The sequence below is a fragment of the uncultured Clostridium sp. genome (assembly GCF_900547735.1).
Taxonomy (GTDB): domain Bacteria; phylum Bacillota; class Clostridia; order Lachnospirales; family Lachnospiraceae; genus Otoolea.
Genome location: NZ_URHZ01000098.1, coordinates 1 through 16,684, shown reverse-complemented (window position 1 = coordinate 16,684; position 16,684 = coordinate 1). Strand labels below are relative to the sequence as shown.

Below are 16,684 nucleotides of genomic sequence, written 5' to 3'. Positions count from 1 at the left end.
TTCACTCCGTGCCCAGTAACACGCTGCGCGATGCACAGAAACGGCAAAAAACGCCTTTTCGCGCCGCAACCCTCGGGTTTTCTGTGACTTTTGCTACGCTCCACTCACAAAAAAACACCTCGCGGAATACTACCTGTGAACAGTAACAGCGCGCTTTCATCACTACTGTAAGCTGTAACGAATCTTGTATACGTCAGATTCCATGTATTCTTTGTAGTTGCTCTTGTCGATCATCTCGGTCGGAATCAGGTAGCTTGCATCCAGAGATTTGCCTTCTAGTACGTCAAGTCCAAGGTCAACGGCGTCACGTACCATGGATGGGGAGAATGTATAGGTCATGAAGTCGATGCCCTCAAGTCCGGAACCTTCATATAATTTCATGAAGCCTTCTCCACCGGATACGCCGGAGATAAGTTTGATGTTCAGTTTAGCCGGTCCGTTGTAGTTCTTTAATGCCTCAACGATACCAAATACGATCTCGTCGTCATGTGTGAAGATAGCCTGTACGGATTCGATTTCTTCCGCACTCTTTGTGTTTAAGAAGTCTTCCATCTGCTCCATGGCTTTCTGCTGGCTCCAGTCTGTGGAGAATTCCTGGATCTTTTTGAAGTTCTTGTCTGCCGTCTTCCAGAAACCGTTGGAACGCTGCATTGGAACTGTAGAAGAATCACCCTTGAATTCAAGCATTCCCACTTCGCCTGCTGCCAGTTCATCTTTGAAGTATTCGCTGAAATATTCGCCTGCGCCTTCGCCGATTGCATCGTTGTCGCCCATGATCCAGCTTGTCGGCTCAAAACCTTCGATCAGACGGTCATAGATGATTAACGGAACGCCTGCGTCCTGTACCTGCTGTGCCGCACTTCTGAGCTCGTCGCCTGTTACAGGCCAGAGAACCATAACGTCAGGGTTAAGTCCTAAGATTGTTTCTACTGCGTTGCTCTGCTCGCCTGACTCTGCTGCCGTCATGAATTTGTAATCAAATCCGTACTTTTCAGCCAGTAATTTAACTTCTGCCTCGCAGTGCTGGATGGATTCTGCTGTAAATCCGTGGTCGGCTGCCGGTGTAACAACACCCATCATCTTACCCTTTAAATCGGTTACTTCGGCTGCTGCGCTCTCCGGAGCCGCTGTTTCCTCTGCCGCCTCTTTGGTCTCAGCCTGTGTTTCTGCTACTGTAGCCGCTGCTGTCTCCGCAGGTTTCTGGCTGGAACACGCCGTAAGGGACATTGCCATTGCTGATGCGAGTACTACTGCCAAAACTTTTTTCATGTTTCTTCCTCCTTGTTTTTGCTTTTTTGGATACTTCTCCATTTTTTATCCTAAGGCCCTGTTTGAGCCGTAGAATCACGAATTACCAGCTTGTGCTCCAGGAAGATTTTCCCCTTTCCTTCCCCGGCTTCTATCTGCTCGATGAGCATGCGGGCGCTGGTCTTGCCCAGTGGGTAAAGCGGCTGTGACACCGTTGTCAGCATCGGATTCATCATCGTCGCATACTCGACGTCGTCAAACCCCACCACCGAGAGTTCACCAGGAACCGAAAGTCCCAGTTCTTCGGCGGCTCTGATGGCCCCCATTGCCAATACATCAGAGATGCAGAATATGGCTGTCGGCCTGTCGGGAAGTGTAAGGAGTTCCCGGGCCGCTGCAATACCGCTCTGGAAACTGTAATCGCGGTCTGCATACGTCATATATTCCTTTCGTACAGGAAGTCCCAGCTTTTCCATCTCCGCCTCATATCCCTTCCGGCGGTCTTCACTGCTTACAAACTGGTTGACACTTCCTACAAAACCTATCTTTTCGTGGCCCAGGCTGCGGAGATATCTCACCACCTGTGCGGCCGCTGCAAAATTATCTATGGAAACGTGCGCGATATCCGCATCCTTGCAGAATTCACAGCACTGGACGATCGGGACCTTGTCCGCAATCTCCTTTACATCTTTGTCATCTTTATCTACGCACAGCATCACTGCGCCGTCGGCCTGGCCGTCGAACAGAAGCTCGATAAATTCCCGTTCACGCCCTTCATCGCCGTTGGTAATGCAGAGCATGGTGCCGAACCGGTACCGCCTTGCCTCGTCCTCAATTCCCGCCACAATCGATGAATAAAACGGGTTGCTGATGGTTGGCACAAGGATCAGCAGCATCCTGCTCTCTTTTCTCCTCAGCCTGCGTCCCCACACATTGGGCTGATAATTGAGCTTTGCAATGGCCAGATTGACCTTTTCATGTGCCACAGGCGATACCGGACCGTTCTTATTCAGCACCCTGCTGACCGTGGCGACCGATACTCCCGCTTCTCTTGCTACATCTGCTATCGTAATCATAATTTCCTCATTCCCTTCTGCCGCTACCGTTCACTTTGGCCGTAACCGGCCGCACTGCGGACAGCAACATACTTTCTTTTGTCTGCTCCCTGGTCGGTGATTATGTGTAATCGATTACACTTTACACATAAATTATACTTTGGAATGAGAAAACAAGCAAGCACTTTTCAGAAATCAGTGTTTACAATACTCTTTATGTACCATAGGCTCTTCGGCCATCCCCTGATCCAGCGGGCGCTTCGTGCCTTCTTTTCTGTAAATGTGTAATCGTTTACACATTTCAGCTTAAAAATAGAAATTCCGATTTCGGAACCTCTCTTGTTTTGGATTATTTTCAGTATAACAGTTTGGGCATAAAAGTCAAGACATTTTTGATATTTTGCACATAAGTACTGAAAATCAGTCTCAGTTTTTATGCACTTTGTCGAAAATCCGAGAATCCTGTATCCAACTTCCAGGGCGCAGGGGGCGAAGGAGCCGGGAGTTTGAGGGTGTAACCTTCATTTTAAATCACGCAGAAGGAATTCAGTTCCGCCGTAGTGCTGAACTGCCGATTTCCAGGGCTTCAGCCCTTTCTGCGGGAAAACCGGCAGTTCTTCCTTCGGTGGCTATAATTTATGGCGTATGCCATAATTCTGCAGAGTGCCCGGCTCAGCCTCCCAGTCCCATAAATCCCGGGACAAGAGACATGAACAGCGGGTTAAATATATCAACGCACAGTACGGAAAAGGCGGGATACAAAATCCATGCAATATGGGAATATCCGTATTTATCCATAACGGCCCGCTCATTGGCCACCGCATTGGAACCCGAACCCATTCCCATGCCAATCAGTCCGGCGCACATACAGGCGGCGTTGTAATCGCTGTGATACATTTTAAAACCGATAAAGTAGGTGAAGACAAGCGTTGCTACCGTAACCACGAACAGAATGATGAGCATCGGCCCTACCGCATTTGTAATCCGGCTCAAATCCATCGTCATGATCGTGATTGCCAGGAAAATGTCCAGGGAGATATGCTCCACCGTTTCCACTTCGGGAAGATGGATTTCCACATGACAGGCCTCCAGCACGTTCCGGGCAATGGCTCCGGCAAAAAGGCAGCCGATAAAATAGGGCATCTCAATATATGGAATCTGACTGAGCAGCATATAAATCGGGATTCCGCAGGCAGCGATGATTGTAATCATGCACACAGTGTTTAAAAGCTTTCCCGTATCCAGAGCCGCTTTTTCATCCCCGCTTCCCGCCTGCAGCATATTATCCCCGGGATCGGCTTTCAGGTTGTGCTTCTTAATCAGCATTACGGCGAGAGGACCTCCGGTGAGGCTCCCGAGAATCATGCCGACCGTAGCCGCCGACACACCGATTTCCGTTGCTCCCACGGCTCCCATTTTTTCATATACGGGACCGAACGCGGATGTCGTACCCACGCCTCCTGCCAATGCTCCCGTGCCGATCTGGATTCCCAAAAGAGGATGAAGTCCCAGCATCTGGGCCAGGAACATCCCCAGAAATCCCTGGAGCAGTACGAGGAGCAGCACCGACAGCGCTATTCCGGCACAGAATTTCTTTCCGCGCTCCAGCAGTGTCCTGCTGAATCCAAATCCCACACAGGTAAAAAACAGATTCATCAGATGGCTGCCCAGCGTCGGCGTCCACTGGACCGTAAAAAGCCCTGTTATCTTTAGATAACTCAGAATAAGGGCCACCAGAAGCCCGCCGACCACCGGCGCCGGAATCCCCCAGTCCTGAAACGGTTTCACTCTCCGTACAATGGCCTTCCCCAAAAAGACCATAAGGCATCCGAATCCCGTCGTAGCCAGCAGATCCAGGGTCAATGTTGAAGTTGCTGCATCAAATACCATAATATCTCCTCCCAATCAAATAATGTTCACTTGGCATGCCTGCTACAATATTAATATACAAAATCGGGGATCTTTGCAACTGTTTTCAGTCTTCTTTAACGCCATCTGAATATATGTTATAGAAGTGAAATAATTTATTTATACGAAAAACTTTTACAAGCAATTCTCATTAATTGTATTTACAAATATTACTAAAGATACTAAAATTACTAAAGCTCATTCTATATGAACAGTAGCTAAAACATATACCTATTTTTTCTTATATTGATTTACATACACAGTCTTATTGGTTTTACACACCGTCTTTTCATGATACAGGCAGAAGACTGTTGCGTCGGTTTATACCTGATATCCTGTTTTGTCCTGTCATTTGATACGGATAAACCGAACGGTACGCGAAAAAACGGCCTTGAGTATCAGATAGTTCACTTATCTGATACCCAAGGCCATTTTCACAACGCCTAATCATTTCCATATCACCCTATTTAAGAGTGCCTAAAATTTCAATACTGCCTTAAATATAGCAGGTTGCTTCTTTTCCAGGCGGCGGGGTTTCCTGGCGCCGCGGAAGTTCGGCACCTATTCTGTTTTACTTAACCACCGGAAGTTTCATTACAATCTTCGTATAGGACTGCTGCTCCACCGTATGGCGGACCGCCTTATGCCCGTCGTGCGGGAAAGCGATGTAGCACATTCCTGCCGTGATTTTCATCGCATTTTCTTCGGAGCCCGTATAAGCGGCTTTGTCTTTACCGCCGTCATACTCCCCTTCTTCCCTCAAGTCTTCCAGATCCGCCCAGGCAATCTCCTCGCTGCCTTCTAAGACAATCTGAACGTCCACGTACTTCCTGTGGGCCTCGAACGTCCCCTCGGCCATCGGCTTTGTATCGCCCTTCTGGACCATGAAGAATCCGCCGTCAAACTCGTATTTGCCGGATTCGGGATTGCGCAGGGCCTCTACGGCCTGCAGTCCGTTCTCCAGATTGTTAAGCATACAGCTGTAAAATCGGATGTTGTCAAATTTATCAATAATCATACTCTTTATTTCTCCTTTACCCCATCAGACACAGCTTTTCGCCATCGAACCGGCCGAAGCGACTGCTTCTTTATGCCTCTTGCCCTGAATATAGAAATAAACCAGGACTGCAATTCCCATCGGAATGCCGATCAGTGTTGTGATATTTTCAGGAATGATGATGAAAATAGCAACACATGCAAGAAGAATACGGACAACCGGGCTCTTAATCGGTACAAACAGGTAGCCCGCAATACCGCCTGCCAGGAAGATGATGCCGTATGCCATAATCGCCGTGTTGACGATTACTTCCGTCACGGTTCCCTGAAGCAGGAGCGCCGGATGGAACACAAACACATAAGGTGTCAGGAAGGACACAAGCGCATAGGCGAATGCCGTCCAGCCCGTCTTCCAGGAGCTGGCCCCCGCGATACCGGCGGCCGTAAAGGATGCCAGACATACCGGCGGTGTAATCTGTGCGATAACGCCAAAGTAGAAAATAAACATGTTGGCCGGCAGCGGATCGATTCCCAGTGAAATCAGTGTGGAGCAGAACAGGATGTTGGCAATCAGGTAAGCCGCTACGGTTGGAAGAGCCATACCGAGGAGCATACATCCGAGCATTGTGATAATCAGAGCCAGAGCCAGGCTGGAACTTCCTGTTGCCGCAATAATCTTTGTCAGTTTGTTTGCCACGCCGGACTGTACCACAATACCCGTCATGATACCGCAGGCAGCGGTCGGAATGGCGATTCCGTACGCCTGTTTCGTGCCGTCCAGTACGGCGTCGATAAACTGGCTTAAGTTCATCCTGGTGTCTTTGGAAATAAAGCTCACGATAATGGCCAGAGCCGAACCCACCAGTGCCGCCCTTGTCAGGGAGCTTCCCATGAATATCATGACTACCAGCACGATAATCGGAGCGAGCTGATAAAATCTCGGCATAATCGGCGCTGTCTTGCAGACAACCGCTTCGTCGTGGGAGTTCATCTTTTTCTTCTTTGCCAGGAAATGAACCAGCAGGAAGACGGAACCGTAGTAGGCCAGAGCGGGAATAATAGCCGCCATGGCGATTCTCGTATAGCTGATACCAATCATCTCGGCCATGATGAAGGCGCCGACACCCATGATAGGAGGCATAATCTGGCCGCCGGTGGAGGCTACCGCCTCGATAGCGCCTGCCTGATGAGGCTCATAGCCCGATTTTTTCATCAGCGGGATGGTCATAACGCCGGTACTTGTTACGTTTGCAACGGCCGAACCGGAAATCATTCCCATCAGTCCGGAAGACACTACCGATGCCTTTGCCGGGCCTCCGGCCGTCTTGTCACTGAGTTTCATACCTAAATCAATCAGTACCTGGCCGCCGCCGCACACCGAGAAGAATGCGCCGAACAGCAGGAAATAGAACAGGGTGTTAACAGATGACGACAGCGGTGAACCCAGGATGCCGTTCGGATCCATCACCATAACCTCGCCGAAACTCTGCCATGACATGCCGCGGAATTTGAAAATACCGCTGATTTTCTGTCCTAAGAATGCATATGCAATAAATACACAGATGAAGATAAACAGGTTCATACCCATAAACCTTCTCACCGCTTCCATGACAATGAACAGGAGCCAGTATGCGCAGATTAAATCGGCTGTGGTCATGCTGTCCACGTTGTAAATACGGTTCTGCAGGTAACTTAAATTTGAAATAAAGTAATAGGCGCAGAACGCAACTCCCGCAAGCAGGAAAATATCATAAGCCCATCCAAGCGCTTTCGTTGCCGGAATTTTGCACTTATCCGCAACCGGTTTGTGAATAAAGGCGATTGCCAGAGCCAGGCAAAGGTGAATCGGCACCTGAATCCATTTATCAAGCGGTCTCACCAATGCTATATACAATTGGAAAGCAATCAATACTACGGAAAGTACAACTAAGGATGCATATCTCCACTTTGGAAGGCTTGCGAATTTGCTAACTGGCTTTGTATCCTGGTTCAAGGCATTCGCTTCACTCATAATTCATTCCTCCACTATCTTTCAGCGAGGGGAGCCGGCTTTGGCAAGCTCCCCTCCGAGCTTTTTATTGACTGGCAATGAAAAGTCTGCTAAACATGCTTTTCACTGTTTACTTAATGTATCCTGCCTCTTTGAAGTATTTCTCAGCGCCCGGATGAAGCTCAAGTCCGCCGACCTTCTCGGATTCCCAGCATGTTGCAGGGTCGAATGGTTCGATGGAGGCCAGTACGGATACAAGGTAATCCCTGTTTTCGCACATTGTCTTCGTCATCCAGTAAACAACATCCTCGTCGAGGTCTTCTTTTACAAATAAGCAGTCGGGTGTTCCGGCATTGATAATCACTTCGGTCTGTCCCTTCCAGGAATTGGCCGGGATTTCAATCCTCTGGAATCCTTTTTCGTCTACAAAGTAGTCAAGTGTCGCCTCTTCCCACTGGTTGAAGTGAACGTCACATGTCATGGCGATCTCCGTCATTGTGGAAGAGTTGATGGATGTATGGTCAAGCATAAAGTCTAACTTGCCGTCTTTTACCATTGCGGAAAGGTCGGAACCGCCGCCGTGCACTACATCGCCGCCCCAGGATTTGATGTCGTCTTCCGTCACGCCCATGTACTGAAGTAAAATCTGAACCACTTCGTTATCCATGGAACCGACCGGGCTGCAGCCGATGCGGATTGGAAGTTTCTGTCTGATGGCTTCTTCCACTGTCTGCACATTGTATTTATCCATAAATGCCTTTGTCATGAAGTTTACGGCCGACACGTTTGTAAGTCCGCCAATCATGGCTTTGTATCCCTTTACAGGAGGTTTGCCGAGCGTGCCCTCTTCAAATGCCCATTTTGCAGGAGCGCCGTTAATAAAGGAAACATCCGTCTTGCCCTGCTCAAACAGGTAAGGAGCGCCCATTCCTCCTGGGGAGATTGGCTGTACGTCTACCGTGCCGATTCCGTTCTCCTCCCACAGCTTGGCGAGCTCTGCGGACAGGTTATAGTTGCTGGTTCCAACTTCATGTGTTGCGAATAAGATATTTGCATTTAAACCGGCGTTCGCAGGTTCTGCTTTTGCCGATGCCCCCGCTGCTTCCGTCTCAGCGCCGTCTGCCGCCGGAGCTGCTGTTCCTGCCGCTTCCGCTGCCGGAGCCGTCGTTCCTGCCGTCTGGCTGCTGCCGTCGTTACATCCCGAAAGACCCAGTACCATTGTAGCTGCTAATGCTACGGATAACAGTTTTTTCATGCTCTTTTTCATAGTTTTTCCTCCACTATTCTCCTTTTTTTTCTTTACTGCCTTTTGCCAGTTTTACGCCGTAGTCAATGGCGTTTACCAGGCTGAGTTCATTTGCTATGCCGAGGCCCGCCTGATCAAAGGCAGTCCCATGGTCTACGGATGACCTCACAATCGGAAGTCCCAAAGTGATGTTGACCCCTGCAACCGCATCCCATTTTTTTTCTTTTTCGTTATAAACAAAACCGACAACCTTTAACGGGATATGTCCCTGGTCGTGGTACATAGCCACTACGATATCATACCATCCGCCTCTCGCTTTGGAAAAGACCGTATCCGGAGGCACGGGGCCTTCCGCCCGGATTCCCTCTTTCACCGCTTCTTCGATAGCCGGTATGATTTCATCAATCTCCTCGCGGCCGAACATTCCGTTCTCGCCGCTGTGCGGGTTGAGGCCCGCCACCCCTACCTTGGGATTCTCAATCCCCAGGTCTTTACAGGCCTGGTGGGCGATCCTTATCACTTCCAGCACCCTGTCTTTTTTTACCCTGTCGCAGGCTTCCCTGAGCGAAACATGCGTGGATACGTGGACCACTCTCAAATTCTCGTGGGCCAGCATCATCGTATATTTTTTTGTTCCGGTGAACTCCGCATAGATTTCGGTGTGGCCGGAATAATGATGGCCCGCCAGGTTCACCGCCTCTTTGTTAAATGCGTTTGTAACCGTTGCGTCTATTTCACCGGCCATGGCCAGCTCTATCACCTTTTTTACATACTGGAACGCCGCGTCCCCCGCCTCCGCGGATACTTTGCCGCGCTCCAGGGTGTTCATATCCACCAGCTTCATGTCATAGACGTCTATAGTTCCGAATTCATACCGTGCCTCTCCGGCCGACTGCACCGCGCGGATTTTGATATCTTCTCTCCCCACAATCCTGGCGGCTTCCTCCATGGCGGAGGCGTCACCGATTACAAGAGGCCGGCACTCGTCATAGATTTCTTTCTTTGCCAGGGCCTTAACGGTGATCTCCGGTCCAATGCCTGCCGGGTCCCCCATTGTAATTCCAAGAATTAATCTCTCAGCCATTGCTCTCCCTTTCCGGTCTGTATTTCCTTTTTCCGGTCTGTAATTTCTTTTTCCGCTCCGTCAGCACATTCCTTTTTCGTGGTTTTCGGCCAGGACCTTCTTAAGAGCTTCAATTCCCTCTTCCGGAACCTGGTTAAACGGAGCGCGGCACTTTCCTACCGGATATCCCAGCAGGTTTACGGCCGTCTTTACGATGGTGTTGGGGTTGCCGTATTTGAAACATCCCCGGAAGGAGCGGATGCTGTCCTGTGCCTTTCTTGCATTTTCCAGGTCGCCTGCCGCAAAGTAATTGTAGATGGAGGCCATAACCTCCGGAAATACGTTTGCGCAGCCTGCAATGCCGCCGGTTCCTCCCGCCAGGAGGTTCCACAGAATCAGGGAATCGTTGCCGGAAAGCACTGCGAAGTCGCCGCGGTCCCTTGTCTGCTCGATATACTGGAGCATATTGTCAAAGTTGCCGGAGCTGTCCTTGGCTCCCACGATATTTTCTATTTTACTGAGCCTTGCCACGGTTGCCGGAGCCAGGGCGTTTCCTGTCCTGGCCGGGATGTTATATAATACAATCGGCATATCCACGGCCTCGGCCACCGCCTTATAATGATCGTAAAGTTCATTCTGGGAAGCCGCCGCAAACGACGGTGTGATGATGGAGAGTACATCCGCTCCCAGGGATTTTGCCATCTGTGACTGTCTGATGGTATCCTTTGTGCTGATGCAGCCCGTTCCCGCATAGACCGGGACACGGCCCTTCGTCTCATCGATTACGATGCTTAAAACTTCCTCTTTTTCCTTCTCGTTTAATATGTAGCCCTCGCCGTTTGTTCCGAATGGGAATAAGCCGTGCACGCCGCCCTTAATCTGTCGGTTTACCTGATTGCGCAGCTCCTGCCCGTTGACGGACTCATCTTCGTTCATCGGCGTCACGATTGGCGGGATAATTCCTTTAATCTCTACCTTCTTCATCTCCTGATTTCCTCCTGATTTCCTTCTGGTCTCCTGCTTTTTACTCACGTCGCCGGCTCCGGTACAATACCGTTTGCGCCTCGGACGGTTCCCGGACGGTTTCCGCCCGGTTTATCTTTATCTGCTACATAATTTCAAGATATAATTTCCTGGCGTCCTCCGCCGTTACCGTTCTCATATTGTTGACAAGGAGCCTCTGTACGTCCATTCCCGCTAAAACCAGGGTATCCAGGTCCTCATCTCCGATGCCGAATTCCTTCAGGCTCTTCGGGATGTTCAAATGCTCCACAATCTCATTCATCCTGTTTACGACCCACGCCGATTTTTCTCCGGCCGTCTCTGCACCGGCATCCGGGGCAAGTCTGTCGTATGCCTCTGCAAAAAGCTCCCGGCAGACCGGTTCATTGAACTTCATGACAGGGGCCAGCAGAATTGCATTGGAAACGCCGTGTGGAATGTGGTACTTGCCGCCTAACGGATAGGAAAGCGCATGGACCGCCGTGGTTCCCGACGCCGTGATGGCGACTCCCGCATAGAAGGATGCAATCAGCATGTTGTTCTTCTCCTCCAGCGCGTCCGGGTCATCGCAGGCTTTTTCGATGTTCTTCATAATCATTTCGAAGGCCTGCAGAGCGAAAATGTCGCTGAACGGGTTCTTCTTATTTGAAGTAAAACATTCGACTGCATGACACAGGGCGTCCACTCCGGTGGAGGCCGCAATCTTTCTCGGCAGATCCTTAATCATAACCGCGTCCAGGATGACGTAATCGGCAATCATATTATCGTTGACTATTCCAACCTTCAGCTCTTTCTCCGGCACTGCCACGATGGCGTTCGGCGTAGCCTCCGCCCCTGTGCCGGCCGTGGTCGGTATCATCAGGGTCTTTACACATTTCCCGGCCATTCCCGGATTGTCGAGAAGTTCTTTTACACCGTACTCATCGGTTGCCAGCACGGAAGCCAGCTTGGCCGTGTCCATCACACTGCCTCCGCCGACCGCTATGATAAAATCGGCGCCCGATTTTTTAAACCCGTCTACAACCGCCTGCACCTGTCCGTAGGTCGGTTCCGCCGCCAGGTCGTCGAAAATCACATACTCTCTGCCGGTTTCTTTGATTTTTTCCAGCGGCAGTTTGAGAAGTCCCGCCCCGATAATTCCCTTATCGGTAAATACGGCGATTTTCTTTGTATCGGCGCCGATGAGGGCGGCCATATGATTTAAGGCATTCTCACCGCTGTACACTGCGTGCGGCATTTTAAGCGTATACTGTGTTAACATACTTTTTCTCCTCTTTCTTATCCTGTCTCGTCTCTTCTGCGTTTCCCGTGATAATTCCGGCTAAATCCGCCATCAGGGTGCTGCTTCCGAATCCTCCCGACTTGGATATGACTGCAAATGTTTTGTCACCTATCTCAATGCCAGAAAGCACCGTTCCCGGCGCCATCTCGCACACAGGCGCAATCTCCTCACGGCCGATGTGTTTCATAAAACCGGTCAGGCAGTCGCCTCCCGTTATCAAAAGCGTGGTATCGAGTCCCATCTGAATCAGTTCCTTCACCACATATCCCAGGGTGGATGAAATCCTGACTCTCAGCTCCTCCATCGTAATCCCCTGCTCCTTTGCATATTGAAGTGTTTCGTTCTGCCCCGGCAGGTCGTTGGTGTCTATGATGCTGCAGGCGTTCCGGCTGCAGATGTCTTTCCAATGCAAAAGCGCTGCTTTTCCTTCCGGCGTCTGATAATATCCGGCTTTCAGCTTCTGCTCCGGCGTCATCCTGATTCTCTTAAAACCGTGTTTCTCGGCGTAATCAAGCTGCTTTCTGGTGATAGGGTTCACACTTCCGCATGCGACGAGGAAGTTTCCGTTCATTGCCACCTTCCTCTGCCCGCTGCCTTCCAGTCCCAGCAGCGAGGGGAGAACCCCCGCAAAACCGGCGCATCCGGCCATGATGTGAAGCTCGTCTTTCTTCATTAAGAATTTTCCCTGCTCCTCCATCTCCGCCTCGGTGGAAGTATCGTATATCATGATTCCCGGAACTCTGCTCCAATCCTTCATGTTCCGCACCACCGTGGAGGGAACGTCTTTTCCAATAATTTCCGGTATTCCCGAATACAGAACCGGTTCAAACGGATCCTTTCCAAATACACTCTCGTGAACCGGAATCCCGTCGATATAGTGGATTCCATTTCTGGTCACCCGGTTCATTTTCGGAAACGCGGGAAGAAATTGGAGGGAGGTCTGCCCTGTGGCATCGAGAACTGCTTTGAGTTCACTTCCAACGTTTCCTCTGAGTGCGGAATCTGTTTTCTTGTATATAAATGGAATCCCGCTCTTATATGCTCTTTCAGTAATATGGAAAACAACCTGATAGGCCTCTTCCCGGCTCAGATGCCTTGTCTCGGCATCCAGAACCAGAACCTGTACCTGCCCGTCCGCGCTGTCGAAATTATATTCCGTATTGGTCACTACTCTTGTCTCCGCTCCACCTGCCGCGAACTGTACTCCTGTATCCAGTGCGCCCGTGAAATCATCTGCGATTATCAGTAATTTCACCATATTGTTTCCTTTCCTGCCCGATATCAACTGTTTCATTTTTAAACACATCTCCTGCATTTCTGACCAGCTGATTTTCTGGCTTATTGTCAATAACTGTTTCTTTTCCTTTGTTGTGTTTAATTTTACTAGCTATTCCCTCTTTCCTCAACCTTTTTTATCCATTTTATTGTTTATATTTGAAACACTTTTGATTTTTTCTTTCTTTTTTTGTTGCGATATGGTACAATCGTTTCATAATGAAACAAGAACGTGTTAAGAATGAATCTTAGTGTTGTTCGGCGCGAAAAGGCGTTTTTGCCGTTTCTGTGCATTGCGAAGCGTGTTATCGGCCACAGACTGAACCGTAACCACTTCAGAACCGGATTTGCCGGGAGGGGAATTTTATGAACCAGGGAAAGATCAGGATACTCGGAATTGCGCCATATGAAGGCATGAAGTCCATCATGCAGAAACTGGCCAAAGAGCGCGACGACATTGATTTAAGCGTATTTGTCGGTGATCTCCACAAGGGCGCGGAAATCGCCCAGAAGAATTTCCATGAAGATTTTGACATTATCATCTCGCGCGGCGGCACGGCGGAACTGATCGGGGCGATCACGCCTCTGCCGGTCATTGAGATCGCACTCTCGGTCTACGACATCCTGCGCGCAATCAAGATGGCGGAGAACTTTTCTTCCCGCTATGCAATCGTCGGTTTCCCCGGCATCACGAGCAGTGCCCAGCTTCTCTGCGATCTTCTCCAGTATAAAGTGGAGATCTGCACGATACACAGCGGGGATGAGGTCCAGGACGTCCTGTTATCTCTTAAAAAGAAGGGCTACCCCATGGTGCTCTGTGATATGATCGCAAACACGACGGCTAAAAAACTTGGGTTAAATGCAATCTTAATCACTTCCGGCAACGAAAGCATCGGCAATGCCTTTGACCAGGCGGTAAAACTATGCAGGAGCCACTCCCTCCTGCGGGAGGAGAATAAATTCCTTCAGAATGTCATCCACAAGGACAGCCACGAAACCGTCGTCTTCAATGAAAAGAAGGAGGTATTCTTCTCCACACTGGAGGCGGGCGCCGATACGCCCATTATCGATGTGCTGAGACGTGAAATCCCTGCTGCGCTCGCTGTCGACACACACCGCTCGTTTAAAAATATCGGCGGCACGCTGTACTCCATCACCAGCCGCCGGATTCCGTTTTACGGCCGGGATTACGTGGTATTTTACTTTTCCTCCAACAAGGTGCCGTTTGCAAGCAGCAAGTACGGGGTTCAGTATCTGAGTAAGAATGACGTTGAGAATACATTTTACAACAGTTTTTATAACGTAACCGGCGCCATCGGAGGACTTCAGGCCACAGTGGAACAGATGACCCAGACCGATTTCCCCATTATGATTATTGGGGAGGAGGGAACGGGCAAGGAGCGTGTAGCCGGAGCCATCTATACCCAGAGTCCGCTTCAGCACAATCCCATGGTAGTCATCAATTTTGCAATGATGAACGACAAGAGCTGGACCTTCCTGACAAACCACTATAACTCTCCCTTCAATGATAACAACAATACCATTTACCTGAAAAATGTGGACTCGCTTCCGGAGGACCGCCACCGGCAGTTGCTCTCCCTCATCGTGGATATGAACCTGGCGCGCCGCAACCGTCTTCTTTTTTCCTGCGTATGCGGCAGGGACGGCATTATTCCAAAGCAGTGCATGGAATTCGTCAATATGCTTTCCTGTCTGACCATTCACCTGCCTCCGCTGCGGGAACGTAAGGAAGAAATACCGGTTCTCGCCAATCTTTCGCTGAGCTCGTTAAACATCAGCCTGGCCAAAGAAATCCTGGGGCTGGAAACCGGAGCCATGGAACTTCTGGCCGCTTATGACTGGCCCTGCAATTACACACAGTTCAAGAGGATTTTAAGCGAACTGACGGCGGTCACCACAACCCCGTATATCCTGGAAACCACCGTTGCAAGGTGTCTGGAACAGGAGCGCAGTACCGAATCAGACACGGATCACGGCCCATCTTCCTCTCCGCTTCAGGGACTCAGCCTGAACCGTACGCTGGACGAGATAAACCATGACATCATCCACGCCGTTCTGGAGGAACTGGGCGGCAACCAGAGCGCGGCGGCAAAGAGGCTTGGAATCAGCAGAACTACACTTTGGAGGCTGTTAAAAGAATAAATACATTCAGATTACAGGCCGGATGAAGCATGAACCGGCGAATGAAAAATCAGAGGAGAAAGCACAAAGGAGAAAAACACAAATGAAAGAATATATCATACCCAGTATTAAAATATCGGACATCAATATGGAAAAATGTTATTTTAACCCCGGATGTGCGCTCAGCGTCTATAAGCCGGCCTCCGAGCACAAACTTCTGGAGCTTTTAAACCGTTACTTCGGGCCGGTGAAGATGCACAATATCTGCTGCCACCACGATCCGGGACTGCCGCAGGGCTCCACCATCATCAACAACTGCGCCGGCTGCGACAGGAGGTTCCGTTCCCTGTACGAGGGGATTCAGACTATCTCCCTGTGGGAGGCGCTGGACAGCATAGAAGATCTGCCTCTGCCGGATTATAGCGGGCTGACGCTCTCGGTCCATGATTCCTGCTCCTACCGCCCGAAGCCGCAGGTCCATGCCGCGGTGCGGAGCCTTCTCGGAAAAATGAATATTAAGGTCATCGATTCGGAGTTCAGCGGCACGAAGTCCATCTGCTGCGGAGATAATTTCTATCCGCGTCTTTCCATTGAGAAAGTGACCGAACTTCAGAAGAAACGCGCCGCCCAGATGCCCTGCCAGGACGTCGCCGTATACTGCGTCTCCTGTATCAAATCCATGGCAATCGGCGGGAAAACGCCGCATCACATGACCGATCTGGTCCTGGGCGAGGAGACCGAACTGCAGGAAATGAGAATTGATGTTTATCATGATACACTGGAGGCGTATATTGCCTGTCACTAGGGGATTTGGTTGAGGGAGAAGAACGCCGCCGGGACGGTCGGGGTTCGGAATGGTGAGAGGAGGGTTATGAGTCTTCAGTCCCGGTTTGCAGGTGGTCGCGAGTGGGGAATCCGGGCAGAAAAAGTTCCTTCAGGAAACGCTCGCGCTCTTCGAAGTACATAACGGTACTAACCTCGAAAAAACCTCGGTAAGTGCCGATGAACTTCAGGTTCCCTGCGGAATCTTTTTCTCCCTTCTTCCCCACAGGAAGGTTATGGTCCGGGACTGAAGACGCGAAGGTTTTCGCCATCCCGAACTCCGGCCTGCGGCCGCTGATTTGTTCTTATTCCTTCAAAGGGGGAGGTATTGTCGCTACCACTACGTTTCCTCGAATTCCAGAAGAATGCCTCCTGCATGGTATTCAATTGATAAGTCTGAACTTTAGCACCTGACCTATCCTTGAATAACCATGCAATTTTTTATTTACTCATTCAATTTAGTTCTGGATTTATCTCCGAATTCAGCCTAAAACATCTTCAAAAGGTAAAAGGTTCACGACTACATAGCGGCCGCGACAATACCCTCCCCCACACTTGACGAAAGAGACAATCAGCCCCTGAAGCCGGCGGACGGGGCAGTCACCTTCCCTGAGTCTTCAGTCCCGTCGACAACCTGCCCGGGGAAGGAAGGAGA

Annotated in this window: 12 protein-coding genes; 2 read left to right on the top strand and 10 right to left on the bottom strand. The window is 50.2% G+C overall.

Annotation, left to right across the window (positions count from 1 at the left end; all coding sequences use genetic code 11):
- Positions 1 to 162 precede the first annotated feature (162 nt).
- The 10 genes from QZT18_RS21280 to QZT18_RS21235 all read right to left on the bottom strand — a co-directional run bounded on the left by QZT18_RS21280 (position 163) and on the right by QZT18_RS21235 (position 13,084).
- The gene (locus QZT18_RS21280; RefSeq protein WP_294151280.1) at positions 163 to 1,269 is read right to left on the bottom strand and encodes a substrate-binding domain-containing protein; all 1,107 of its coding nucleotides are present in this window, start codon (positions 1,267 to 1,269) and stop codon (positions 163 to 165) included.
- A gap of 50 nt (positions 1,270 to 1,319) precedes the next feature.
- Entirely contained in the window at positions 1,320 to 2,324 is a 1,005-nt protein-coding gene (locus QZT18_RS21275; RefSeq protein ID WP_294151278.1) for a LacI family DNA-binding transcriptional regulator, read from the bottom strand.
- Positions 2,325 to 2,975: 651 nt separating this feature from the next.
- Entirely contained in the window at positions 2,976 to 4,193 is a 1,218-nt protein-coding gene (locus QZT18_RS21270; protein WP_294151273.1) for a sodium/glutamate symporter, read from the bottom strand.
- Positions 4,194 to 4,782: 589 nt separating this feature from the next.
- Positions 4,783 to 5,229, bottom strand: a complete 447-nt coding sequence (locus tag QZT18_RS21265; protein ID WP_294151271.1) for a YhcH/YjgK/YiaL family protein — start codon at positions 5,227 to 5,229, stop codon at positions 4,783 to 4,785.
- A gap of 24 nt (positions 5,230 to 5,253) precedes the next feature.
- A complete protein-coding gene (locus QZT18_RS21260; protein ID WP_294151269.1) occupies positions 5,254 to 7,218 on the bottom strand; it encodes a TRAP transporter fused permease subunit in 1,965 nt (654 codons plus the stop codon).
- Between the two features lie 109 nt (positions 7,219 to 7,327).
- A complete protein-coding gene (locus tag QZT18_RS21255; protein WP_294151268.1) occupies positions 7,328 to 8,464 on the bottom strand; it encodes a TAXI family TRAP transporter solute-binding subunit in 1,137 nt (378 codons plus the stop codon).
- Positions 8,465 to 8,477: 13 nt separating this feature from the next.
- Positions 8,478 to 9,527 (bottom strand): 4-hydroxythreonine-4-phosphate dehydrogenase PdxA, encoded by a 1,050-nt coding sequence (gene pdxA / locus QZT18_RS21250; RefSeq protein WP_294151266.1) that lies wholly within the window; start codon positions 9,525 to 9,527, stop codon positions 8,478 to 8,480.
- Positions 9,528 to 9,587: 60 nt separating this feature from the next.
- On the bottom strand, positions 9,588 to 10,490 hold the full coding sequence (gene dapA, locus QZT18_RS21245) for a 4-hydroxy-tetrahydrodipicolinate synthase (protein ID WP_294151264.1): 903 nt from the start codon (positions 10,488 to 10,490) through the stop codon (positions 9,588 to 9,590).
- A gap of 124 nt (positions 10,491 to 10,614) precedes the next feature.
- Positions 10,615 to 11,769: an iron-containing alcohol dehydrogenase gene (locus QZT18_RS21240; RefSeq protein ID WP_294151262.1), complete on the bottom strand. Its 1,155-nt coding sequence runs from the start codon at positions 11,767 to 11,769 to the stop codon at positions 10,615 to 10,617.
- Positions 11,747 to 13,084, bottom strand: coding sequence for a four-carbon acid sugar kinase family protein (locus QZT18_RS21235; RefSeq protein ID WP_366925946.1), 1,338 nt, complete (start codon positions 13,082 to 13,084; stop codon positions 11,747 to 11,749). Before QZT18_RS21235 ends, QZT18_RS21240 begins: the two co-directional genes overlap by 23 nt.
- Before the next feature lie 347 nt (positions 13,085 to 13,431).
- Here QZT18_RS21235 and QZT18_RS21230 point away from each other — a divergent pair, with 347 nt between their 5' ends.
- Positions 13,432 to 15,228 (top strand): sigma-54-dependent transcriptional regulator, encoded by a 1,797-nt coding sequence (locus QZT18_RS21230; RefSeq protein WP_294151260.1) that lies wholly within the window; start codon positions 13,432 to 13,434, stop codon positions 15,226 to 15,228.
- Positions 15,229 to 15,310: 82 nt separating this feature from the next.
- Positions 15,311 to 16,012, top strand: coding sequence for a (Fe-S)-binding protein (locus tag QZT18_RS21225; protein WP_294151258.1), 702 nt, complete (start codon positions 15,311 to 15,313; stop codon positions 16,010 to 16,012).
- Positions 16,013 to 16,684: the final 672 nt, after the last annotated feature.

Coding starts and splice junctions, on each gene's coding strand:
- QZT18_RS21280 (WP_294151280.1), bottom strand. CDS start 1,269: ATGAAAAAAGTTTTGGCAGTAGTACTCGCATCAGCAATGGCAATGTCC.
- QZT18_RS21275 (WP_294151278.1), bottom strand. CDS start 2,324: ATGATTACGATAGCAGATGTAGCAAGAGAAGCGGGAGTATCGGTCGCC.
- QZT18_RS21270 (WP_294151273.1), bottom strand. CDS start 4,193: ATGGTATTTGATGCAGCAACTTCAACATTGACCCTGGATCTGCTGGCT.
- QZT18_RS21265 (WP_294151271.1), bottom strand. CDS start 5,229: ATGATTATTGATAAATTTGACAACATCCGATTTTACAGCTGTATGCTT.
- QZT18_RS21260 (WP_294151269.1), bottom strand. CDS start 7,218: ATGAGTGAAGCGAATGCCTTGAACCAGGATACAAAGCCAGTTAGCAAA.
- QZT18_RS21255 (WP_294151268.1), bottom strand. CDS start 8,464: ATGAAAAAGAGCATGAAAAAACTGTTATCCGTAGCATTAGCAGCTACA.
- pdxA (WP_294151266.1), bottom strand. CDS start 9,527: ATGGCTGAGAGATTAATTCTTGGAATTACAATGGGGGACCCGGCAGGC.
- dapA (WP_294151264.1), bottom strand. CDS start 10,490: ATGAAGAAGGTAGAGATTAAAGGAATTATCCCGCCAATCGTGACGCCG.
- QZT18_RS21240 (WP_294151262.1), bottom strand. CDS start 11,769: ATGTTAACACAGTATACGCTTAAAATGCCGCACGCAGTGTACAGCGGT.
- QZT18_RS21235 (WP_366925946.1), bottom strand. CDS start 13,084: ATGAAACAGTTGATATCGGGCAGGAAAGGAAACAATATGGTGAAATTA.
- QZT18_RS21230 (WP_294151260.1), top strand. CDS start 13,432: ATGAACCAGGGAAAGATCAGGATACTCGGAATTGCGCCATATGAAGGC.
- QZT18_RS21225 (WP_294151258.1), top strand. CDS start 15,311: ATGAAAGAATATATCATACCCAGTATTAAAATATCGGACATCAATATG.